Source organism: Halovenus rubra (assembly GCF_026586665.1).
In the GTDB taxonomy this organism is placed as follows: Archaea; Halobacteriota; Halobacteria; order Halobacteriales; family Haloarculaceae; genus Halovenus; species Halovenus rubra.
The window spans coordinates 14,842-37,424 of record NZ_JAODIY010000018.1; the positions used below are offsets into that span (position 1 = coordinate 14,842).

General features: G+C 54.8%; 19 protein-coding genes. 11 read left to right on the forward strand and 8 right to left on the reverse strand.

Translation table 11 applies throughout. The features are described 5' to 3' along the window. Nucleotides 1–21 precede the first annotated feature (21 nt). The 4 genes from trpA to N5098_RS14670 are packed head-to-tail and all read right to left on the reverse strand — an operon-like array spanning nucleotide 22 to nucleotide 3,631. A complete protein-coding gene (gene trpA / locus N5098_RS14655) occupies nucleotides 22–852 on the reverse strand; it encodes a tryptophan synthase subunit alpha (RefSeq protein ID WP_267638638.1) in 831 nt (276 codons plus the stop codon). Next, complete coding sequence (gene trpB / locus N5098_RS14660) at nucleotides 849–2,123, reverse strand: tryptophan synthase subunit beta (RefSeq protein ID WP_267638639.1); 1,275 nt, start codon at nucleotides 2,121–2,123, stop codon at nucleotides 849–851. Before trpB ends, trpA begins: the two co-directional genes overlap by 4 nt. Beyond that, the gene (trpC, locus tag N5098_RS14665; protein WP_267638640.1) at nucleotides 2,120–2,899 is read right to left on the reverse strand and encodes an indole-3-glycerol phosphate synthase; all 780 of its coding nucleotides are present in this window, start codon (nucleotides 2,897–2,899) and stop codon (nucleotides 2,120–2,122) included. The genes trpB and trpC overlap by 4 nt, the downstream gene beginning before the upstream one ends. Before the next feature lie 51 nt (nucleotides 2,900–2,950). Next, nucleotides 2,951–3,631, reverse strand: coding sequence for a class I SAM-dependent methyltransferase (locus N5098_RS14670; RefSeq protein ID WP_267638641.1), 681 nt, complete (start codon nucleotides 3,629–3,631; stop codon nucleotides 2,951–2,953). Between the two features lie 96 nt (nucleotides 3,632–3,727). On the opposite strand from N5098_RS14670, the gene N5098_RS14675 reads away from it, so the two are divergent. The 3 genes from N5098_RS14675 (at nucleotide 3,728) to N5098_RS14685 (ending at nucleotide 8,438) form a co-directional block, all read left to right on the forward strand. Then, complete coding sequence (locus N5098_RS14675; RefSeq protein WP_267638642.1) at nucleotides 3,728–4,657, forward strand: HhH-GPD family protein; 930 nt, start codon at nucleotides 3,728–3,730, stop codon at nucleotides 4,655–4,657. Between the two features lie 241 nt (nucleotides 4,658–4,898). Next, a complete protein-coding gene (locus N5098_RS14680; RefSeq protein WP_267638643.1) occupies nucleotides 4,899–6,593 on the forward strand; it encodes a sensor histidine kinase in 1,695 nt (564 codons plus the stop codon). A 45-nt stretch (nucleotides 6,594–6,638) separates the two neighbouring features. Next, on the forward strand, nucleotides 6,639–8,438 hold the full coding sequence (locus tag N5098_RS14685; protein WP_267638644.1) for a PAS domain-containing protein: 1,800 nt from the start codon (nucleotides 6,639–6,641) through the stop codon (nucleotides 8,436–8,438). Nucleotides 8,439–8,549: 111 nt separating this feature from the next. Here the strand turns inward: N5098_RS14685 and N5098_RS14690 are convergent, their stop codons facing one another. Continuing rightward, nucleotides 8,550–8,693, reverse strand: a complete 144-nt coding sequence (locus tag N5098_RS14690) for a hypothetical protein (RefSeq protein ID WP_158832887.1) — start codon at nucleotides 8,691–8,693, stop codon at nucleotides 8,550–8,552. A 108-nt stretch (nucleotides 8,694–8,801) separates the two neighbouring features. Continuing rightward, on the reverse strand, nucleotides 8,802–9,029 hold the full coding sequence (locus N5098_RS14695) for a HalOD1 output domain-containing protein (protein WP_158832885.1): 228 nt from the start codon (nucleotides 9,027–9,029) through the stop codon (nucleotides 8,802–8,804). A gap of 508 nt (nucleotides 9,030–9,537) precedes the next feature. On the opposite strand from N5098_RS14695, the gene N5098_RS14700 reads away from it, so the two are divergent. The 6 genes from N5098_RS14700 (at nucleotide 9,538) to N5098_RS14725 (ending at nucleotide 15,224) form a co-directional block, all read left to right on the forward strand. After that, nucleotides 9,538–10,587, forward strand: a complete 1,050-nt coding sequence (locus tag N5098_RS14700) for a two-component system sensor histidine kinase NtrB (protein WP_158832883.1) — start codon at nucleotides 9,538–9,540, stop codon at nucleotides 10,585–10,587. A 168-nt stretch (nucleotides 10,588–10,755) separates the two neighbouring features. Next, complete coding sequence (locus tag N5098_RS14705) at nucleotides 10,756–11,775, forward strand: PAS domain-containing response regulator (protein WP_267638645.1); 1,020 nt, start codon at nucleotides 10,756–10,758, stop codon at nucleotides 11,773–11,775. Nucleotides 11,776–11,798: 23 nt separating this feature from the next. Then, nucleotides 11,799–12,968 (forward strand): ISH3 family transposase, encoded by a 1,170-nt coding sequence (locus N5098_RS14710; RefSeq protein WP_267638646.1) that lies wholly within the window; start codon nucleotides 11,799–11,801, stop codon nucleotides 12,966–12,968. A 123-nt stretch (nucleotides 12,969–13,091) separates the two neighbouring features. Beyond that, entirely contained in the window at nucleotides 13,092–13,253 is a 162-nt protein-coding gene (locus tag N5098_RS14715; RefSeq protein ID WP_267638647.1) for a hypothetical protein, read from the forward strand. A 138-nt stretch (nucleotides 13,254–13,391) separates the two neighbouring features. Next, the gene (locus N5098_RS14720) at nucleotides 13,392–14,348 is read left to right on the forward strand and encodes a winged helix-turn-helix transcriptional regulator (protein ID WP_267638648.1); all 957 of its coding nucleotides are present in this window, start codon (nucleotides 13,392–13,394) and stop codon (nucleotides 14,346–14,348) included. Further along, the gene (locus N5098_RS14725; protein WP_158832877.1) at nucleotides 14,349–15,224 is read left to right on the forward strand and encodes a hypothetical protein; all 876 of its coding nucleotides are present in this window, start codon (nucleotides 14,349–14,351) and stop codon (nucleotides 15,222–15,224) included. Between the two features lie 572 nt (nucleotides 15,225–15,796). Here the strand turns inward: N5098_RS14725 and N5098_RS14730 are convergent. Beyond that, the gene (locus tag N5098_RS14730; protein WP_267638649.1) at nucleotides 15,797–17,974 is read right to left on the reverse strand and encodes an Eco57I restriction-modification methylase domain-containing protein; all 2,178 of its coding nucleotides are present in this window, start codon (nucleotides 17,972–17,974) and stop codon (nucleotides 15,797–15,799) included. A gap of 772 nt (nucleotides 17,975–18,746) precedes the next feature. On the opposite strand from N5098_RS14730, the gene N5098_RS14735 reads away from it, so the two are divergent. Both N5098_RS14735 and N5098_RS14740 read left to right on the forward strand, forming a co-directional pair. Further along, a complete protein-coding gene (locus N5098_RS14735) occupies nucleotides 18,747–19,184 on the forward strand; it encodes a hypothetical protein (RefSeq protein WP_267638650.1) in 438 nt (145 codons plus the stop codon). 252 nt (nucleotides 19,185–19,436) lie between these two features. Further along, a complete protein-coding gene (locus N5098_RS14740) occupies nucleotides 19,437–21,710 on the forward strand; it encodes an Aq_aa27 family P-loop NTPase (RefSeq protein WP_267638651.1) in 2,274 nt (757 codons plus the stop codon). Between the two features lie 43 nt (nucleotides 21,711–21,753). Here N5098_RS14740 and N5098_RS14745 read toward each other — a convergent pair whose 3' ends face one another. Next, entirely contained in the window at nucleotides 21,754–22,440 is a 687-nt protein-coding gene (locus tag N5098_RS14745) for a hypothetical protein (RefSeq protein WP_267638652.1), read from the reverse strand. Nucleotides 22,441–22,583: the final 143 nt, after the last annotated feature.

The window sequence follows — 22,583 nt, forward strand, 5'->3', positions numbered from 1 at the left end:
TGCATATGTCGTATGAGTTGATTACTGCTTTTCCGGTGCTGGCTGCTGGCTGGTTCCAGCGAGTGCACCGTCTTTGAGTTCCTGTGCTTTGTTCTCTATTCGAGAGGCTGTTTCGGTCGTATTTATACCCTTGTTGTCACCATCGGCTACGATATCGACAAGCGCCGAGCCAACGATGATGCCGTCAGCCCCTGCAGTGATGACCGCTTGTGCGTGGTCACCGGTTGCAATCCCGAAACCGACTGCCTTCGGTACCTGCCAGTCTTCAATGCGCGCGAGCGTCTCTGCAGTGCGGTCCGATAGATCAGCCCGCGCTCCGGTTGTTCCCAGTCGAGCCTGAACATAGATATAGCCCGAAACCTGCTCGCGAATTCGTTCGAGGCGCTCTTGTGTCGTTGTCGGAGCGACGATGAAAACCAGGTCTAGCCCGTGTTCGTCGCATGCAGCCCGAAGCTGGTCAGCTTCTTCAGCCGGCAGGTCAGGAATGACAAGTCCTTCGATACCAACTGTGGCTGCCCGCTCGACGAACGACTCGGGACCGTCCGACTCACCGTACTGGTAGACGAGATTGTAGTAGGTCATACAGACAAGCGTCGGGTCGACAGCTAGCTCCTCGACAAATTCGAAATACCGGTCGGGAGTCATCCCGCCATCGAGTGCCCGAACGATAGCCTGCTGAATCGTGGGTCCCTCGGCAATTGGCTCCGAAAACGGCAAGCCGAGTTCGATAATGTCTGCCCCACCACGGGCGAGTGCTTCAACATACTCCATAGACTCCTCATATGTCGGGTCGCCGGCAACGAGATAGGGGATAAACGCCGATTCTTCGCTGAAGACGGCTTCGAGACTCACTTTCCATCACCCGCAGAACGACCGACCTGCCGGAACAAGTCCATATCCGGTCCGGCATCGATATCACGAGCGGTTGTCTCTTCGACAACGGTTTCGAGATCTTTGTCGCCCCGGCCAGAGACGTTAACGACGACGGTCTCCCCGAGTGCAGCGTCGCGTTTGCCCGCCTCGACCGCTTCGAGGAAGCCAAAGGCATGCGCCGTTTCAAGTGCCGGAATAATGCCCTCTGTCTGTGAGAGTCGATGGAAAGCATTGAGCGCCAGCTCGTCATCAACGTTGACGGGACTTACTCGGTTGGTATCGACGAGGTGGGCAAGTTCGGGACCCACACCGGCATAATCAAGTCCAGCCGACACCGAGTGAGATTCGAGAATCTGGCCGTCACTGTCCTGCAAGAGACGGGTACGTGCGCCATGGAGTACACCTTCTTCGCCTGTCGATAGTGAGGCGGAGTTAGGTGCCACGCCAGCTTCCTCGTCAACGGAGAGGGAGTCACCACCGGCCTCTACAGCATAGAGACCAACGTCGTCGTCCTTGACGAAGTGATGGAAGGTCCCCATCGTGTTTGAGCCGCCGCCGGCACAGGCAACTACCGAATCCGGAAGCGAGCCGGTCTGGTCTCGAAGTTGCTCGCGGGCTTCCTCGGAGATGACTGCTTGGAAATCTCGGACCATCGACGGGAACGGGGCCGGGCCGACGATGCTACCGATAACATAATGGGTGCGCTCGACGGTCGCTGCCCAGTCTCGCATCGTCTCGCTGATTGCCTCTTTAAGCGTCCCGCGACCGGTCGTAACTGGGTTCACTTCCGCGCCGTTGAGACGCATCCTGAAGACATTTGGTCGCTGGCGGCTGATATCGGTTTCCCCCATGTAGATTTCACAGGGCATGTCCAGATGAGCCGCGGCCATCGCTGTTGCGGTGCCGTGTTGGCCTGCTCCAGTTTCGGCGATGATGCGCTCTTTGCCCATGTACTTAGCCAGCAACACCTGTCCGAGCGCATTGTTTAGTTTGTGCGCTCCGCCATGGAGCAAGTCTTCACGTTTGAGATAGATGTCACGGTCGTAGCGAGCTGAGAGTTGCTCTGCGTACTGGAGGGGCGTGGGTCGCCCCCCAAAATCTCGCAGTCGTTCCCGGAATTCGTCGACAAATCCGTCCTCATTGTTGAGGACGTACCGCTCGTATGCCTCATTGAGTTCTTCGAGCGCCGGCATCAACGCTTCCGGCACGTACTGTCCTCCGTATTTCCCGAACGGCCTCTCTGTACTCATATGTCTCCTTTTCCGTGTGGTGTTTCTGTAGTCACCAGCTCTTGTGTGTTGTTCTCAACCGGCCCATCCATGATGGCTGACCCAACAAGCAACGCATCAGCACCGCTATCGCGCATCCGCCGAACGTCTTCCGGGGCACTGATGCCGCTTTCAGCGATGAGTGTCACGTTATCCGGGACATGTGGAGCAACCTGCTCGACGGTCCCGAGGTCAACTGACAGTTTACGCAGGTCACGGTTGTTGATGCCGATAATATCGGCTTGGGCGTCAACTGCCTGCTCTACTTCCTTGGCTGTGTGCGTCTCGACGAGAACCTGAAACCCTCGCTCGTTGGCTGCAGCAATCATATATTCGAGGTCATCGATAAACCGGGCGATGAGCAACACCATATCTGCCTTGACGGTATCGAGTTGGGCTTCATCGAGTATGAAGTCTTTCCGAAGAACGGGCACCTCAACCGCGGCGCGAACCTTCTCAAGTGCATTGGCCGAACCGCCGAAATGGTCCGGCTCGGTCAGAACCGACAGCGCCGTTGCGCCCCCTGCCACCATCTCTTGGGCGAGTGTCGCCGGGTCATCGGAGCGCTCACCGGCGGTCGTCGGTGAGGTGGGTTTGATTTCGGCGATTATCGGCACATGACCGGCTGCTTCCGTCGAATGTATCGCTTCCGGAAGTGACCGGGCGTTCACCGAAACACGCTCGTCCCCGCCTTCACGGTCGCGGGCAGCAGCCAGTATCGACCCGACTGCAGGGGCAAGCTCCTCTTGATTAGCCATTCTTGGTCACTATTGGACAATAATGTACATAAGGCTTGCGTCTTTCGCGAGTTATGATATCCATTTCGAGGGGAGGAGACGGTCTCTGAGAGACTGGGGCCGACAAACGAGACGACCTCGAACTACCGGTAACACGGTCCCAGCGATCCCTTCGCTACGTTCGAACTCGACAGTCCTGAAGCGGTCATCGGTGAGAAAGAGTCGGTCTGTTTCGCGGTTCAGATTACAGCCACCGGCGACTGCATGCCAACACGGCGCAAATATGTCGTGGGCGATACCAGCGATATCTTCGCCGCGGACGTGTTCGAGAAAACGGAACTCGCCGCCGGGTTTCAGTACCCGTGCAACTTCAGACAGGGCACGTTCGTGGTTAGGGATGGTACAGAAAACGAACGACGCACAGACTGTCTCGAAGGCGTTGTCTGCAAACGGCAGTGCCTCACCACCGGCGTCGACAATGTCAACCTCGATAGAGAGGTCGCTTGCCCGGTCACGAGCCTGCGCTCGCATGTGTGGGTCAGGCTCAACAGCAGTCACGTCCGGCATTTCCTCAGGATTGTCAGCAAAATACGGTAACAGCACCCCTGTTCCAGTACCCAAATCGAGCACCGACCCACTAACGCCAGCGGTTAGGGCCTCGCGGTGCGGTCCAAGAACGAGTTGCTCTGGAAGCGCCATAACCGGGTCATAGAGTCGAGCAACGAGAGGATGTTCGCTGGTGGTCTCGTTCATAGTACGCCATTTGGGTTGAGAGTTACTTGGGACTGGTGGGGGGACTGCCGTTCATGACCGGCAGACACAAATCGAAGACAGCCTCAGTACGAGCTAATGACTGCTGAGTCGGCCCAATGGTTCGCAGAAACCGACACTGAATCCGTACAGGATGCATTACGGAGCTGGTACCGAGCGGACCACCGTTCGTTCCCTTGGCGCGAGACGACAGACCCGTACGAAATTCTTGTCTCTGAGGTGATGAGCCAGCAGACCCAACTTGGACGCGTCGTCGATGCCTGGGAGGCGTTTCTCGACCAGTGGCCAACTGCCAAAGCCCTTTCTGAGGCTGAGCGTAGCGATGTCGTCGGGTTTTGGACAAATCATAGTCTCGGCTATAACAACCGCGCGAAGTATCTCCACGAGGCGGCTCAACAGGTTACCGAAGAGTACAACGGCCAGTTCCCGACGGAGCCGACGGAACTTGCGGAGTTGATGGGTGTTGGGCCATACACGGCAAATGCTGTCGCCAGCTTCGCGTTCAACAACGGTGATGCTGTCGTAGATACGAACGTCAAGCGCGTTCTCTATCGGGCATTTGCAGAAATCCATAATGCGGACGACCCGGACTACGAAACCGTAGCGAACGCCCTCATGCCGGCTGGAGAGTCCCGAATCTGGAACAACGCCATCATGGAACTCGGCGGCGTTGCTTGCGGGAAGACACCGCGGTGTGACGAGGAAGGTTGTCCCTGGCGAGAATGGTGTCACGCCTACCAGACCGGTGACTTCACTGCGCCTGACGTGCCGACACAGCCGAGTTTCGAAGGAAGTCGGCGGCAGTTCCGCGGACGCATAGTTCGACTCCTCGGCGAACACGACGAGATGGAACTGGACACGCTCGGGCATCGGATTCGAGTGGACTACACACCAGACGGCGAGCATGGACGGGAGTGGCTTCGAGAGTTACTGTCTGATTTGGCGGAGGATGGACTGGCCGAAGTTGACGAAGCTGGTGACGTGCCTATCGCCCGCCTCCAGAAATAGTGAACTCTAAGCGTGTATCAGTCACTCGACCCCGGCGTCATATCCGGTCTGTGTAGGTATTTTAGAACTCTCCGCGTGAGCGACCCGAACGCGGTTTATTGGAGTCGAAGGAAATGAGGATTCAGCCTTGCGTAGATTTTTGCACCGAGTTTACATCTTACTTCGTCTGACCGGCTTCCAAACTCAGTGGCTGTGTAACCATAACGACTAACAGCAGATAGGGAGAACAGCAGAAGTCAACATGGAGTTCATCTTTTTCGCCTACGTTGTTCTCTTTGCGGTCTCGGGCCTGGCGTGTCTCGGGAGTATTCCACGGGCACGCGAGATCAAGCACCCAGGCACACGGAAGGCGTTTGTGGCGTTTCTCGCGTCGGTTACGCTTTGGTGTGGCGGATACCTCGGCTACTTGCTCGCGCCGACAACAACGGGAAAAACCGCGATGTACATCACCGGATTCATTTTCGCGTTCGTCGCCGTCGGCGCGTGGGTCTGGTTCTGTGCCGAATACACCGGCCGATCATTACAGAACACGCCATTCCGCTACCCAGCACTGGCCGTGTTTCTGTTCTTCATCGCGCTCAAAATCACAAACCCACTCCACAACCTCTACTTCACCACTCAGTGGACGACACAGCCCTTCCCTCATCTCGCAATCAACCATCAGATATTGTACTGGGTCGTTCTCGGTCTCTCGTACGCGGTTATCATGGTCGGATTCTTCATGCTCGCAGAACGCCTCTACCATACCGGCACCGATAGCCGTCCGCTCGTCCTTCTCTTCGGTGTCACTGGTATCCCAGCAATCGCCACGATCCTCAGTGAACTGTCCGGAACGTTACTTCCCCTGATGTACGAACCGCCGGGTGTCGCCATCTTTGCTGTCGGAACACTCTTCGTCTATTTCGACCGATTCGAAGCGATTCGACTGACCACCGGGACGTCGAAGCCAGCAATCTACCTCGACCAATCGGATCAGATTCGAGACTACAACCAAGCTGCAGCAACGATCTTCCCAGAACTCCCCAATGCAATCGGGGACTCGATTGCCGTCGTCAGCGAGACTCTTGCCGAGCACATCTCCGAAAGCGGAGTTGTGCAGGTCTCAGAGGATGGTGAGACGCAGTATTACGAGGTGGCTACGACACCGTTTCTCTCAGGGGAAGTTCGGACTGGACAACTCGTGACAATCACGGATGTCACTGAGCGTGAGTCCTATCGGCAGGAACTCGAAGAGAAGACTGAGCAACTCGAAGCGCTGAATCGAGTTGTCAGGCACGACATCCAAAACGATATGACGGTGGTACTCGGGTGGGCAGAATTACTGGAGGACCACGTGGATGCGGAGGGAGAGGAGGCACTCGAACGTGTGATTCAGAGTTCTGAGCAGGTCGTAGAGTTGACTGAGACAGCGCGGGCGTTTGTTGAGTCGCTTACAGATGAGTCTGTTGCAGATCTGAAACCGATCAATCTCCGCGCAGTAGTTGAATCAGAGGTAAGGACAGTCCGGGAACGGCATTCGAGCGCTCACTTCAAGATTGCTGGTGAGTTCCCAGCGGTCTCTGTTCAGGCGAATGAGATGCTGTCGTCGGTGTTCCGGAATCTTTTGGAGAACGCTGTCCGGCATAACGATAGCACAACTCCTCACGTCACAATCAGTGGGGCAAAACACGGTGACACCGTGCAGGTACGAGTGGCAGATGATGGGCCGGGAGTGCCAGACAGTCAGAAAGACCAGATCTTTGGGAAAGCCGAGAAGGGGGTTGATAGTCCCGGCTCAGGAATCGGCTTGTACCTCGTTCACACGCTAACGAAACAGTACGGCGGTACTGTCTGGGTCGAAGACAACAACCCAACAGGCGCAGTGTTCGTCGTTGAACTCCCACTAGAGACCGTCACAGCCACAGAGACGGCACAAACTGATACCACCCCGACGTAACTCCCTACCGAATCTTTATCAAATCTCCATAACAAGTGGTAGGGGATGGCGTCGTATCAGGAGTATTCTGAATTTGACGGCAGTCTTGACGAGGGTGCGCTCCTCTCAGACGTCGATGGCGGTGTGACGATCCTCCATATCGAAGACGACCAGAGCTTTGCGGATCTAGTTTCGACGTTTTTAGAGCGTGAGCGGGAGTTCTTCGATGTCCAAACAGAAACGACGCCGACCGACGGTGTCGAACTTGCCCGCGAGAATGACGTGGATTGTATCGTCTGTGATTATGATATGCCCGGACTGAACGGGTTGGAGGTCTTGGAATCTATCCGAGAAGACGAACCAGATCTTCCATTTATTCTGTTTACCGGGAAAGGAAGTGAGGAGATTGCCAGCGAAGCAATCTCGGCTGGCGTGACTGAATACCTGCAGAAAGCAGGTGGCACCGAACAGTACGAGGTGCTTGCAAACCGCATTGAACAAGCCGTCGCTCGTCGGCGCGCAGAAACACAGGTCACGAGAGGATTCCGCGCCATCGAAACAGCTCACGACGGTATCAGCCTCCTCGATACGAACGGCGAATTTATGTATGCTAACGAGGCTTACGCCGAGATTGTCGGTTATGAGCGGACGGAACTGCTCGGTCAGCACTGGGAGACGATATATCCGGAGGAGGAACTGACTCGCGCACGTGAGGTGATGCTTCCCCAAGCGAAAGACGGTGAATGGGTTGGGAAAACCGATTACGTTCGAAAGGATGGTGAGACAGTCAGCGTCGATCATCGGTTGGCCTACACCGATGAGGAGACGTTGATCTGTACTATCTCCGAGATTGACGACGCCGAAGTCGTCCGGAACGAACTCTCTCTCAAAGAACGCGCAATGGACCAAACCCCAATCGGGATCACGATTACTGATCCAGAGCAGCCAGATAATCCGATCATCTACGCGAACGACAGCTTCACCGAACTGACTGGGTATTCCAAGGAGAATGTTCTGGGTCGCAACTGTCGATTCCTACAGGGCGAGGCCACACGTGACGAACCCGTCGCTGAGCTAGCCAGTGCTGTTGAGACTGAAGATCCAGTGAGTGTAGAGCTGCGGAACTATCGGGAGGGTGGAGAGTTGTTCTGGAATCGGGTCACAGTCGCTCCCTTGACTGACGATGATGGAGAGGTCGAACACTTTGTTGGATTCCAGGAAGACGTGACGGCACGGCGGGAACTGTTGGAAGAGTTTGGATCGCTTGCTGGCGTGCTCTCACACGATATGCAGAACCCCCTGCAGACGGTTCGAGGGCGGCTAGAGCTTGCGATCGAAACCGGCGACGTCGAACATGTTGCAGACGCACTTCCATCGTTACAGCGGATGGGCCAGTTGATCGATGACGTTGCCGACGCACTGGAGTCAGGAACGATCGTCGGCGAACACAAAGAAATCGACATCGGTGCGGTGGCTCAGACGACGTGGGAGTCACTAGACCGGCACAGTGACATTGAATCGCTCGAAATTGACGGTACACCGACAGTCTACGGGAATGAAGAAGCGGTTCGGCGGATGTTCGATAATCTCCTCGGGAACTCGTTAGAACACGGCGAGTCGCCAGTGACCGTTACTGTCGGCTCATTCGATGACGGGATTTACTTAGAGGATAATGGGCCGGGAATTCCGGAGGGAAATCGAGAGCAAGTATTTGAGCAAGGGTTCACCACGAAAGAGCATAACGGCGGCACTGGGATGGGTATGGCAAGCGTTCGCCAGATTGTCTTAGCCCACGACTGGCGTATCGATATTAGCGAGAGTGAGACACTCGGTGGTGTCCGGTTCGAGATTACGACACGAGAATGAGTGCCGCTGCCGTCAGATAGGCCGTTATAGTTCCGATGCTGATTCGCGGTACTCAGGTTTCACCAAGAAAAGCATCGAGCCAATAAGGAGTCATCAGGGCTAGACTTTCCCCTAATCCCTGATCGACTCCCTATGACGCTCGATTGCCTCTTCCATCTCCTTCGAAGCCTCAAATTCATCGAGTTTCTTCAAAATCTGATGGAATTCGGCTGTGGTAACGTCACAGACACTGTGTGGCCGTTCCTTGTCAGTCATTGTTTGATGAGGTACCGAATACAGTAATTCGCACACATATTCAAACTTGGGATGGCAAAATACATATCTATTCACCGGCTGATCTATTCAACCCGGATATTCACTAACCTATGTTTTGTTATCACCGTTTATTTCATTAACTTGTATTTCTTCACCAGTCACCACAACACAATATCCGAGATACGTAAATTCGATTCGATCAACGTCACTCGCCAAGACTTCTAGTGCGTCTGGGTCGATTGTTTTGGCTAGTGGAGGCAGACTTTCGGAGTGTTTGTTTTCAAGTTCAGCGACGCGGTCGATGACTTCGTTGATGACCGTGTTACGTTCGCTCATGTGGCTTTTTAGATAGTAGCGGTGTAGACTTCCCCACAGTCTGGACCGCCACGATTCTCGTTCGGCCCAGTATTCATCTCATTATACAGGGTTGATGCTCCGCAGATGTCGTCTTCTACTGTAGTGTACATGATTGGGACTTCGCTATTATACCGGTCGTGCTGGGAGCAAGCTCATCAGAGTCACGTCGTCACAACTAAATCGTCGCGTAGACTACCCACGGGTGCTCCCATACGGGAGCCGCATTGAGAGGGAGGCTTGCTTGCAGGCTGGACTCCCTCTCTACGCGTTCGCACGCGCACATCGGAATTTTGGTCAGATTATAAAGAGCGTTCGGGTTTCTCACTAGTCGGTGGTGGGTGTGTTGTTAAGTAAAGAAAATTGTCTCATCAGATACCACAGATTCATCTCCTTATATCAAGTGTAGGTTATATGAATAACACATCCTCTAAAAAATCGACCGGCAACCGTTTATGCTCTACTTCCGTACTTCCTATCTAGTAGGTAAATGACAAGGAATAGTTCTATCGTCCGTTCTGAAGAGTTCTATCGGACTCTCGTGGGGAACGCTGCAGAAGGCATGTTGACGATCGATGTGAACAGCGATATTGTTTACGCGAACCCTGCTATCGAACGTATACTTGGGTATTCTCCCGACGAACTCATGGGAAGTTCGAAAATGAAGATTATTCCAGAGCGTCTTCAGTCTGTACACGCCGCTGCGTTGGACTCCTACGTCGAAACTGGTGAACGAAATATTGACTGGAACGGAATTGAACTTCCTGCACTGCATAAGGATGGCCACGAGGTACCGACGCTCATCAGCCTCCGAGAACACGAACACGACGGTGAACAGTATTTTACTGGCATTATCAGGGATATTTCCGAGCGGAAGCAACGTGAGGAACAGCTACGCGATCAGAAAGAGCGTCTCGATCAGTTCTCAGACATCCTTACCCATGATATTCGAAATCCATTGTCAGTTGCCCGCGGGCATACGGAAATCGCACAAGAAGAGTACGACATTCCGGAACTGGAGCAGATCAATGAATCGCTTGAACGAATCGAGACGCTCGTTGAGGATGTGGCTGCGCTCACGAGGGAGGGGCAAGCAATCGGGAGGACAGAGCAAGTTGATGTCAAAGCCTGTGCTACCGAAGCGTGGCGAAACGTGATGACCAACGATGCCGAGTTGTGTATCGCTACGAATACCGGTGTGATCGAAGCCGACGAAAGCCGCATGCACGGCCTGTTTGAGAACCTATTCAGTAACGCGATCGACCATGTCGGTAAGGATGTGTCCATTTGTGTTGGACGACTTTCCGATAAAGATGGATTGTATATTGAGGATACTGGCCCCGGTATCCCAGAGTCAATCCGAGACGATATTTTCGAGTACGGCTATTCGACGAGTGACACCGGGACCGGCTACGGACTGGCCATCGTTAGACAAATCGTGAACGGACACGGGTGGAAGATCACCGTGACTGAAAGCGACACTGGTGGAGCACGTTTTGAGATCGCAGGAATAGACTCCCTCTCAGTTGAGAAGCAGTAGTTGTTCACAAGAATGGGGAGAGGAACCCTCGGTGGTCTCACTTTTTCGTCCGGGCGTTTTGATCAAAATCCTGTCGAAGTGTTGATTTTAACAGTCTAGTATGGTGGGGCGTTGATTCAGCATGGTTCAGCACCAGAATTCATATAGCTTGAGTTGGCACTGTTGAGTATGTCTAATCAAGAGAATCTACGGGACTTTGAGGATTTTAGTTTTTCTTCTACAACCGATTCTATACACGCGTTACACGTTGACGACGATAGAGCGTTCGTTGGGATGGTCAAGACGTTTCTTGAACGTAAGCGAGAAGAGATTCGTGTGACTACTGAAACAGCAGTTGAGGACGGAATAGAGACTCTTCGAGAGGGGACCATTGACTGTGTGATTAGTGATTATGAGATGCCAGATCAGGACGGGCTTGATTTTCTAGAGTTAGTCAGAGACGACTACCCTGATCTCCCCTTCATTCTCTTTACCGGCAAGGGTGACGAAGAGATTGCAAGTGAAGCGATCACCGCTGGCGTCACAGATTACTTGCAGAAAGGAACTGGAACAGACCAGTACACTGTACTGGCAAATCGTGTAGAAAACTTAGTCGAAAAATACAGAGCAGAACAAGAAGTGTTCCGCGGTTTTCAGGCCTTAGAATCTGCTCAAGAAGGAATCGGGATCCTAAACGAGCAAGGTGAGTACGTCTATCTAAACCAAGCCTACGCTGAGGTGTACTCTACAGACCGTGAAGAGATACTTGAGGACCACTGGGAATCTCTGTATCCAGAAAGGGAAGCTGATCGGTTCCGTCAGGAGATTCTACCCGCGCTTGAATCCGCCGGGACGTGGACTGGCCAGTCAGTCGGCCTCACCATTGATGGTGAACGTGTCACCGAAAATCTGAGCCTCACACAGTTAGATGATGGTGGACACGTTTGCGTGGTCCGCGACATTACTGACGAAAAACAGCGTGAGGAGGAACTCCGACGTGAACAACGGTTTTTGGAGACGGCACTCAACTCCCTTAACGACCTCTTTTACGTCTTTGACGAAGATCTCAACTATATTCGTTGGAACGACCAATTTGAGGAGGTTATCGGATACTCTAAAGCGGAAATCCAAGAACTGACGCCAATGGATCTATTCGAAGGTGAGACCAAGGCTGAGATTGAAGCCTCAGTACCTCACAAAGCCTGTTAGTTGAGAGGTCTGCTTGCTGAACTGTGACCAAACAGAACCAACAAGCAGACGGTGAAATCCACGAGGACCAGCTTCTTAACTTTCTCGTCAACGCACTCACCGGTGCATTCGGCGTAAGTCTCGCTGAGAATGCTGAGATCAATCCCGAAGACATCTACGAGGTCCTCGTCGGCGCAACCGCCGACGGGACCTCGATCTCCATGCTCTGTGATCGGAGTGAAGACAGTCCATCCAGTACGGATATCCTCTACCACCTCCGAACCAAGTTCGATCTTGACACCGTCAAAGCCGTTGGCAACACACTACTCCAAGAGTACACGCTTGAGCTGCTCCCTGAGCAGGTGGAAATCGTCGTGGATTTCCACCTGCGACCCTACTACGGCGACAGAGACGAAACAGACGGTCTCTATTACAACGAAGCGAAAGATGGAACCACCGCATTCCATGCCTATGCCACATTGTACGCCCGCGTGAAGAACAAACGCTACACCTTGGCGGTGCGCCGTCTGACCGACGGCGACACCGCCAGCAGTGTCCTTGCAGAGTTTCTTGGCCTTGTCGATGACTTCGACTTCGAAGTCAAGGCGCTCTACGTGGACAGTGAATTCTACGACGGCAAGTGTCTCACGCTGATGCAAGCGCACAACCACGCCTATGTCGTCCCGATCATCGCGTGGGGAACAAAGATTCAGAACGAACTCTCCAAAGGATGGAGTCGTGAGATTGAACACGACTTGACGACGGAATTCGACGGTCACGAATGGACCGTCGAATTCCCGGTCATGATCGACTGTACCTACCAACAAGGGCGGTACGGGGAGCATGGAGTGGCGCGTCACGGCTACGCCGTCGACGCGCCGTTCATCGACACACCGGGTCAGGCCCGCAAGCACTACAGCAAACGCTTCGGAATCGAAGCGACCTACCGATTATCAGAGTCATCGTTGATCTCAACGACGACGCAAGATGCGACGAGACGGCTCCTGTTCGTGGTACTCAGCTTGCTGCTGCAGAACGTCTGGCGGTATTTGCATTGGGAGTATGCGGCGACGCCACGCCGAGGCGGGCGTCGCCTCTGGTGGTGGCCGTTCGAGGAGTTCATTCGGCTGATCACTCGTGCAGCGTGGAACGCGCTGTCGGTGAGACGCAAGATTCCAACAAACAAACCACCTGACGACCGGTTCATCCGGTAGATATCGACCGGGAAAGCCTGACTTCGTAGTGGCAACGCTGTCGTCGTGGGGGGGGGGGGNAGCTGCAGCGTTCATCTGCGGGTTGCGGTCAATCAGCACCGAACCTTTGTGAGGTACTGAGCCTTGATTGACCAAATTCTATCCGATGGCGAACGAGTCGTCGTCGAAGCTGATCTCTTGACCAAGCACGGTGAAACGATACCGTATGAGTTCACAGGCATTCCAGTTGAGGACGACAATAGAGTTATCGGTGTCGTTGGGATTGGACGGCGTCTCTCTCCATAACTGCATGATCAGTTGGAAAGGAGCAATACCTACACAAGAGTGAGGTGGTTCTGTTTGTCATCTCTCTCACCGATTCTCGAATCTGTAAACCAAAATGCGCAAACACTTATATACGATAAGACAATATAGTTTACAAAGATGCTTACGAAGGCCGGGCTCGCTATTCTGGACCTGCTGAGTTCCGGGGGGGACGCGACCGCACAAGAGTTGGCCGCAGAAACTGGGTATAGTCGCAAGCAGGTCTACCGCGTCGTTGACGACTTACTCGACAAAGGGGTACTGGACGAGTCCCGAGCAAAACACAACCAGCGTGTCCTGCGCGCCTCTGACGATCCGATTGTCGAAGCGTACCGAGGCCTGACATCGGACCTCGGGCACGTGGACTGGGCAGACCTCCTCTCACCGGCTACGATACAGGTCTGCTGGTATCTCGATGAACCACGCCGCATCACCACGATCGCTGACCGATTAGGAATCACGCGACAGGCCGTCCACAAGGCGTTATCCCCGCTGAAGGACCGAGCGATGCTCGCCCCCGCCGGCCCAGAGTACGCACTCGCCGACGACCTTCACCCCTTACTCGAATTCGCCAACACCGTCATCAGGCATGGCCACCGAGACCGCGTTCGACAACTCGCACCCAGTGCCACGATCGCGTGGTGTGACCCGAAACGCGCACTCGTTCAAGTACAAACCTCCAAAGACACGGAGAAACTCCAAGATGCCGACGACTGGGACGTGACTGGATTAGCGGCATTCCAAGCGTATGGTCTGCAGTTCTTCCTCGCAGGGGAACCTGCTTTCTGGTACGCGCCAGACGACGATCTCACCCCTGCAGACATCATTTGCCATACCCTCACCCTCAACACGGACTCCCGGCGCGTGAGCTACGCGATGCTGCTCATCGAGCAGGAACGAATCGAACAGGAAACACTCACCGAGACCGCGACTTGGTACGGTCTGAGCTCAACGATACCCCGGATGTATCGCCTCATAGACGAGGATATCGACGCTGACGATGAGATGGCGGCGGAGAGTCCGTTGCCGAGCGCACAAGAATACGCGGTGCTGAAAGACCAGTATGGTGTCGCATAAATGACTGTCTTCAGCGGCGAAGAGGCCATCAAGACGTTTCTTGCTGAGTTTGACGAGTGGCTCGCAGAACCGGTGAACGTGTACCTCCTTGGCGGGTCTGCAATGACGGTTCACGGGCTGAAAGACCAAACCGAAGATATCGACTTGGCCCTCGGCGTCCCAACCGAATTCGAACACGTCTACCACGCCCTTCGAGAACAAGGATTTCAGGTGACGGGTGAGCCGACCGCGTCATTCGAAGGGGTTGGAAAAACGGTTGAACTCTACCATCCTGGCCGCGGGTTTCGGGTTGACTTGTTCGAGCAACAGGTTGTCGGGAAAGTCTGGATCACAGAGAGCATGCACGACCGGGCGGACGAGTTCTGGACAGGGGAGTATGCAACGGCGTACGTGCTCGCTGATGAGGATTTGTTCTTGTTGAAGGCAGTGTCCGGTGGCGACTTAGGGGCTGGCAGACGACGCGACATTGAGGATATGCGGACGTACGCGCAGCGTGGACTCGCCTACGAGGAGATCCTCAACGAGATTGAGGAACAGCGCCCGTTCAATACGGGGTCAATTGAAGCGACGCATATCCGTAATCAATCTCATCCGTTATTTACTATCGAGGTGGCTGTACAGTCGCTTTCCGGGCTGCCATCCTCGTTTACGGATCGCGTGTCGGAGTTCGCAACCGAATTCGAAGTTGAGTACGGTATCTTGGAAGCGGTCGATGAGGGTCTTCGGAGTCCACGCGCGATCAGCGAACGTGTTCTTTCGAACGTCCGAGAGCTCTCCGTTGGCGACGAGGAGGCGGTGTCTGCTGGGATCGATCGTCTCGTCGAAAAGGAAATTCTTGACCGAGAAGGGGAGACTGTTCACCCCTCGTCCAACTAACTCGGTGCTTTCGAATCTCTTAGTGACGGCACTGGGATGAGGATGGCAAGCATTCGGCAGTACGTCTCTGGGTACGTACTTGTGTACGTCTCTGGGTACGTACTTGTGTACGTCTCTGGGTACGTACTTGTGTACATCCATGTGTACGTCCACAAGTACGTGAGTACGTACATTCTACCGAACGCCAGAATCCTCAGTGGATCTCGTGGTATTGCTTGTTCCAGAACATCCGTACTCAGCCGCTATGACGGACACATCTTGATTAAGACGTTCTCAGGATTATACCCACAGACGCCCAACCAGAGCCACGTCCAATCCTACGCGGCCACAAGCACTGGCACCAGTATGTGATCAGCAACTGACCCCCCAATCTTGGAAACCGCTGAACGTCCGTATTCAGAGTGTGCCGCTTGCACGAGAGCCCGACGGTTCTGGAAGATCTATTGGTCACCGACGCCATCATCGTAGGATTCGGGAAATCCGATCCGGCTGAGAGTGGTATTTACCGCGACTCTCGTGAAGGAGCGTCGGGATCACCAAGCCAAGTACCTGAGTCAGAACCGAACGCTGAATCACAGGGTCTGCTGGAGTACAGCATCGATGCGATTAATGACGGACTCGCAATCATCGTCGCGGCGGGTGGTCTCTCGCAGCGTATCGAATAAGTCAGCAAGGTCAGTCGTCAACTCATCATCGATGTCGGTCACATCAATCACAGGCAGTTTTTTGAGAGCTCCCGGCCCCAATTTTTCCAAACCACCTTGCCGGGTCTGCGTGTAATTGGAAACGACGCGCTCGGCAACGCCACTATTCAAATACGCGAGCAACGCCTTCAGTTCCGTCTCGTTCAGCGTTACGTCGTAGAGTCCATCGAAATTGTGGATGTTTCGGGCCGGTGTCTCATTCAGCAGGAACGTGAATCCGTCTCCGCTCGCGTTTTGAATCAGAACCTGGGGAGAGTCTTGTCTCCTCGGCCGGTACCAGTACGGACGATCTTCGAACGTAGTCGTCTCTGATAGACCGTGATTGCTAACGCCGTCACACAGATATGCAAGCACATTCGCTGCACTGCCGTAGTCGCCGTCTGGTAGTCCCGATGCATCTCCAGCCATCTGCTCGGTAAATACGCGGATCGACTCCGGGATCTCTTGGATCAAGTCAGGATCGAACAACCACACGTCCTCCCCGCTCCCTCGTAGTTCCTCCCAGTCTTCGTCACGGAAATCATACCCGTCGACGAGTCTTGGCCGCCGAATCAGCCGGGAAAGATGCTTGTTGTCTAATTCGAGGTCGTCAACGTCGGCCTGTGAGAGGCAGAAGAAATCGACTGCGCCAGTCGTCACGCCACGATGTACTGTGGCGAACTCGTCAAGGCGTCTGAAACTGCTCGTATCGATGTCCGTCGGGGTGAATAATGCTTCCCAGTTCTTGACTGGATCGAGCTGTGTTTGTTGCACGCAGTTGATGAACCCCCAGTCGGTGCGCCCCGGCCCACCCTCCTTGACTGCGTCACGAAGTTCAGACACGCTGACCGAGTCATCGACGCGAATGAACCGTGTTTCGCCATCTGATTCATTCTCAGGTGTTGCTTCTAAGAATGTGATGAGGGCAGTCGTGTGAGCGTCCGGGAAGATTCGTTCACCAGCCGGGTTGAATTGGACGAACGCTTTGATAGAGAACACCTCTAGGAGGAACTGCTTGAGGGATTCTCCGTAACGTGTCGTGAGGAGGCTTTGCGGTGTGAGGAAGGCTGCACGATCTCCTGCAGAGAGAAACTGTCGTGCGTGGTAGATGAAATACGCATGGAGCGGCGAGCGTGCGCTGATTTCGCTCCCGATCGACCGCTCTATTTGCGCATTGATCCGGTCTTTGTACGCTGCCGGGAGCGAATCGCCACTCGTGTAGGGAGGGTTGCAGATGATCGCGTCGACATCTCGCTGCAGGTCTGCCGGTGAGAGGTCGAGAAAATCAGTCGTACGCGGGTCGTGTGACTGCCCGTACAGCGTGAGCGCGGTCGTCCCCATGAGGTTCGAGAGGGGGCTCTTGTCAATCCCGTTAACGTGGGCTGGTTCTGTACTCACATCCCACTGTGGGTGGAATGGGCTTGATAGGACACCAGCTCCCATCCCGGGGTCAAGCACACTGTCATCGCCACCGGCTGCCCACGCCTGCATGAGCGTCCCGACGGATGGAGGCGTCCGGAATTGACCGAGTATCTGACGGTCGTCGTTCGACGTCAGGTCTGCATAGAGCCGGCCGATGGCTTCAGCCGGCTCTCCCGACTCCAGCAACCAGTCCCGAGCATCGACTACCGGTGCGAGATTGGCGTCGTCAGCGAACCAGACGATCTCATCAAGAACGTACTCGTTGAACGCTGGATTCTCTGTTTGATCCGCTGCTCGTTGAAGTGCCTCTTGCGTATTGGTGGGTAGCGATGGCAGGTCGGCGTGCTGGTGGTACCACTCGTAGAGTGTCGTCTTGAGAAGTACGTTCAGTACAGCTTGCCGAGCGATGATCGTCCGAGTATGCGTCGTAGCCGGAGTATCAAGCCCGTGGAGTGCGCACCACTCCGTAACCTGATCCTGTAGGGACTCGGGCAGAGCAGAATCGATGGTCGCGGTAAGAGCGTCGGCTGCCGTCCGGAGCCTCTCTACGAGGGCATCATGCGTGCTCTCGTCGAGTCGGTCCGGAACAGGTTCCCAGTCACTGACGCTCAGTCTCTCAGTCCCGGTTGGAGTGATATGCGACACGACACTAGCACTCTGGGTGGCGGTGACCCGTTCGGTATCTTGAGAGTTGTAGCACTCACCAGTAGACGGTCGTAATCGACCGACGGACTTTGTTTCTGAAGTAGTTCGAGACATCGGAGTAATGCAGTTTCAAGAGCCGGTATTTTAAAACGGTAAGCCACTCAAGGAGTTAGCGTTCTACCCACTGCCAGCTACGGCCGCACCGGACACCACGACAGACATGCTTCTTAGCCCCGTCCACGGCGATTCCGAGGGGGCCCCGTCGAATTTCATAGAGCCATAGTTCTCGTTTAGACGTCGAACAACGAGAACGATCAGCGATACCAAGCGCGCGTGAAACCGCTCTTCGATGTAATGCTTTCTCCAGAACAACGGCACTCAGCCGCTATGAGGGACACATCTTGGTTGATACGTTCTTAGGATCATACCTACAGGCACCCAATCAGAGGCACATCTGATCTGATACGGCCACAAGCACTAACGGTGGTATGATGAGCAGCGCGCCTTTCAGAACCTGAAGAATGTTGAACGTCCGTATCCAGACTGTGCCGCTCGCATGAGTGCGGTTCTATAAGTTCCATTGAATTACCGACGCCATCACAGCAGGATTCGGAAAATCCGAGCCGGTAGAGAGTAGTACTTATTGCGACTCTCGTCGTATTTCCCGAATCCGGGGGGCGGGGCTCTCAGCGGGCCAGGGTTTATACCACGGTGGTTATTTTGCCGGTGTACCTGAACGGCAAGCAAATATACGCAACCGTTCAGAAGCACTATGACAGAGACACGCACTACCAACTCGGCTGACGCGGAATGGACGCATCCAATCCCGAAGGATATCGTCCTCTCCGTGGCTGACGAACACGAAATCGACGCAAAGTTGTTACACACACTTCTTGAAGAAGGAAGTTCAGTTTGGGACGGGCACAGAGAGGACCTAGAGGAAACCTTCTACGCGCTACATTTCGGACCGACCGGGTTCCGAACGTTCACAGTGGAAGGATTTCTGATCGCGTGGGGCCCGGACTATCACCCCAAATACCTCCTCCGTGACGTACATCTCCCTGACCATGCGGGAGATTACCACTGGGAAATGAGCGAAGTCCGCCTCCTCATGGCAGTAACACAAGCACATCGACGATTTGCTGGACGCTTACACGGCCGTGAGAGTGATGACTGGTGCCCAGTCGTGATTCGAGGCCCAAGCGAGTAGCGATCTCGCTTACGCAGGGTATAGAACGATTCGAAGACTGTCTGTCTCAACTATCTCTTATAAATTTAACAATAGGGGTGTCGAATCAACGACCAAATCCAGCGGTGTAGTGCCGTGGAATTCCCTTGTCTCCGGCACGGGAGGATGTCAGTCTCGCTCATCGCTGTCGAAGTGTCACCAAGTGTCGACAGCGTGTGTTCTACTACCGCCCCACGGCACGGTTTTTATTCGTTTCAGACCGCTGCCGTGTGTATGGACGAACTGACAGCGAATATCTCATTCGACCGATTCGCAGATATGCCGGAGTTCTACGGATCGGGGGCTGCGGAATACCGCCTGGCGATGGTGAAAGAGCGTGCTGACTTTCTCGATCTGTTCGCAGGCGCTCGTCACGTGGACGCCGTGACGTACGCGGAGACACCTGAGCTGATGGTACAGATGCTGACGGAGTACGACATCGGGTCGCTGGACGTACTTATCGGGAACGCTGAAGACTACGCCGACCAGGTGAACGAAGTCTCTACAGCGAGGTCACTCGTTCGACTTCGACAGGATGACCGACTCACGATTCGGCTGAAGAACCGGAAGACGGTCCACTCGAAGATTTACCGGATCGTTATGCCGGACGACACGGTGAAGCTCGTCCAAGGATCGGCGAACCTCTCGCGGAACTCCTGGGAGTACCACACGAACCAAATCTCCGTCATTACGACCGATGTCGGAACCGAACTGGACGAAGAGTTCGAGCGGTTCATCGACGAGTACCGCGAAGGGTACAGCGACCAGACGCTCCTCGAAGGGCTCGTTGAGGCGCTAGAAGAAGCCGATTCGCCGGAAGAGCGGGAGAACCGCATCGAGTACTGGGTCGGAGCCGGCGACCTCGACGTGAGTGACACTGCCGCCCTGAATCAGGACGCCGTCGAGGACCTGAAAGACGTCGCCGATCAGGTCACTGCCGTCGTTGACGACCCAGAGGAGGCCGACGAGACAGTTGCATTCGTCGAAGAACCCGAGAACGCCGACCGCAACGTCATCGAGCCAGATGACTCCACGGACGAGGAAGACTCGACCGTCGCTCCGGACGAGGATGAATCACCGGACGTCGGGCTCGTCGAATCAGATCACGAAACGGGGCTGACGGACGGGCTCGACCGGCCGCGGATCCGCGCGCCCGACGAGAAGATACGAATGGGAACCAGCAAGGTGGACAAAGACACTGCCGATGAGTTCGGGTCCGGGCTCCGTGACCGTGGGGCGACCGTCGAAGATCATAGTATCACCGCGCCGCTGAGCGCGTACAATAACCAGGTCAAGGAGTCGACGGCCATCCCGACGATGTCCGTCCTTCCAGAGGCCGAGCAGGTCGTGATCGGGGAGGATGACGAGATGATTCTCGTCGCCACTGACGAGCCGACCCCCGAAGTTCTGGATCACTGCCTCGAAACCATCGAAGACTACATCGAGACTGTCCAGAACCACGGCCACACGCAATCCGAGACCGCAGTGATGGCGCAGATGTACGAGGCGTTCCTCTACGGGTTCTGGGCCCCGTTCGCCAACCAGTACGCCGAGGCATTGTCGTCACCGTCACGAACGCTAGACAACGTCCTGCAGCACCTCTACATCGAAGGGAAAAGCGACGCAGGGAAGGACAAACTCACCGAGTACATCTTGCGACTCGTCTCCGACAACACGGTCATCTCCGGTGTGGACGCAGACGACGTCGGCGTCAAAGAGGTCCGCGGCGTCCGCGAATGGGACACGTGCTTCCCGTACGCCATCATCGACGCCGAAAAAGAGAAGATCCAGCGCTGGAGCCCGATCCGAAACTACTGGGGCGACTGGACACCCACCAGCGTCGATCAGCCTTGCCTCATCTTCACGACCAACGACGCTCTCCCGAAATCCGAATTCCGGAACCGAATGAAAATCCTGAGCATGGACGTCTCCTTCCCCTCCAACCCGGAGGATCCAGGCTTCCGCGAAGCACAAAAAGACCTCTCGGGCGTGCTAGAACGGCAGAACCCGATCTTCAGTTACGTGGCCCGCCGAATGCTTACCGAACAACCGTGGACCGACGGCAACGGCACGATCGAAGACGTCCGCCGTATTGTCCGCGAATTCTACGACGAAGCCGGTCGGGAGCAACCCGAGTATTTCCCCGCCGACGAACCGGCCGAGAAGACGTACGATACGGGGCGGCTGAAGTGGCAGCGCGACATTCAAGGCGGCCGTGTCACGTTCGAGTCGGAGCCGAATGCCATCACAGCTGACTTCGACCGCGAAGAGTACGAGGTCTACGACTATGAGAAACGCCTCCCCAAACGGTTTATGTCCGAGAAATCGTCCACGAGCGTCTACATCGGCGCACCCGAAGAATTCGCCGAGTGGATCGGGTACTCCGTCAATGACCTCCTGAACGGGGCGGCCGAAACCGGCACAGACACCGAGCAGTCAACAACCATGGAAGACGCATCGGATACGGACAACTCCAGGGGATTCCTATCTCGACTGTTCGGAGACTAGTCTCGTCTGTTTTCCGCCTAATATGAAGTTCTGTAGTACTGGGTCAGTGGTGATTTTGGTATAGGAACGGGTCGCCCCATTCTTGCTCCTTGTCTGCGGCCAGTACTTGATCCAGTGTTTCTACTACCCTATCCACGCCCATCTCGTCAAACTGATCTCTGAGTTCCGTGGCGAGCGGTCGCCACTCAGCACCGTGGATTTTGTTCCATTCTGGCGGGACGAGGATGTCGGCGAACATGTGTCCGTAGTCCTCGTAGTGGTGGTCGCATAGGGGTGCGAGATTCTCTGACTCTCTAGAACCACCGTATCGAGGTGGAACCATTCGGACAACATACGACGCCTCCTCATTACAGACCAAGCATTGGCCGTCAGTCTTCTCCATCGCATCCTCTCGCTGTGTAGCCGTTATTTGCTTGATCTCACTCTTCGGAGTAGGACGATAGCCACGCGCTCGAATATGTTGCTCTCGGTCGATAGACGGGTACTCACCGCATTCCGGACAGCGCTTCTGCCCACCATTGCGCCATGACTTACAGTTCGGCCACGAAACTTTCCCCTCGTCACCTGTATCAAGTATCTCTGGCGTCAGTTCCGCGCCACAATCGCATGTGTACGGTTCTGGCTCAATCCGACTGAGTCCATGCGACTCCGCATTAGCGAGTACGAACACCAGATGCGGCTTCCGATTATGGTGGTGATCTCCCTCTTCAAAATATGTCGTGACATACATATCTCGTCCTGTTTCACCCCCTGGACAAAGACATACTGAAACAATTTCCACACCTCAGGTGGAAAGAGAAGCGCCATTGCCGTCATCACTTCTGAGCCTTACTCAGCCTCTCTTTAGTTTCACCTTGGTTGCCATACGTTATT

What these genes read in the sequence shown, in the direction of transcription:
- trpB (WP_267638639.1), bottom strand. Translation starts at nt 2,123, where the DNA reads ATGAGTACAGAGAGGCCGTTCGGGAAATACGGAGGACAGTACGTGCCG.
- trpC (WP_267638640.1), bottom strand. Translation starts at nt 2,899, where the DNA reads ATGGCTAATCAAGAGGAGCTTGCCCCTGCAGTCGGGTCGATACTGGCT.
- N5098_RS14670 (WP_267638641.1), bottom strand. Translation starts at nt 3,631, where the DNA reads ATGAACGAGACCACCAGCGAACATCCTCTCGTTGCTCGACTCTATGAC.
- N5098_RS14675 (WP_267638642.1), top strand. Translation starts at nt 3,728, where the DNA reads ATGACTGCTGAGTCGGCCCAATGGTTCGCAGAAACCGACACTGAATCC.
- N5098_RS14680 (WP_267638643.1), top strand. Translation starts at nt 4,899, where the DNA reads ATGGAGTTCATCTTTTTCGCCTACGTTGTTCTCTTTGCGGTCTCGGGC.
- N5098_RS14685 (WP_267638644.1), top strand. Translation starts at nt 6,639, where the DNA reads ATGGCGTCGTATCAGGAGTATTCTGAATTTGACGGCAGTCTTGACGAG.
- N5098_RS14690 (WP_158832887.1), bottom strand. Translation starts at nt 8,693, where the DNA reads ATGACTGACAAGGAACGGCCACACAGTGTCTGTGACGTTACCACAGCC.
- N5098_RS14695 (WP_158832885.1), bottom strand. Translation starts at nt 9,029, where the DNA reads ATGAGCGAACGTAACACGGTCATCAACGAAGTCATCGACCGCGTCGCT.
- N5098_RS14700 (WP_158832883.1), top strand. Translation starts at nt 9,538, where the DNA reads ATGACAAGGAATAGTTCTATCGTCCGTTCTGAAGAGTTCTATCGGACT.
- N5098_RS14705 (WP_267638645.1), top strand. Translation starts at nt 10,756, where the DNA reads ATGTCTAATCAAGAGAATCTACGGGACTTTGAGGATTTTAGTTTTTCT.
- N5098_RS14720 (WP_267638648.1), top strand. Translation starts at nt 13,392, where the DNA reads ATGCTTACGAAGGCCGGGCTCGCTATTCTGGACCTGCTGAGTTCCGGG.
- N5098_RS14725 (WP_158832877.1), top strand. Translation starts at nt 14,349, where the DNA reads ATGACTGTCTTCAGCGGCGAAGAGGCCATCAAGACGTTTCTTGCTGAG.
- N5098_RS14735 (WP_267638650.1), top strand. Translation starts at nt 18,747, where the DNA reads ATGACAGAGACACGCACTACCAACTCGGCTGACGCGGAATGGACGCAT.
- N5098_RS14740 (WP_267638651.1), top strand. Translation starts at nt 19,437, where the DNA reads ATGGACGAACTGACAGCGAATATCTCATTCGACCGATTCGCAGATATG.
- N5098_RS14745 (WP_267638652.1), bottom strand. Translation starts at nt 22,440, where the DNA reads ATGTATGTCACGACATATTTTGAAGAGGGAGATCACCACCATAATCGG.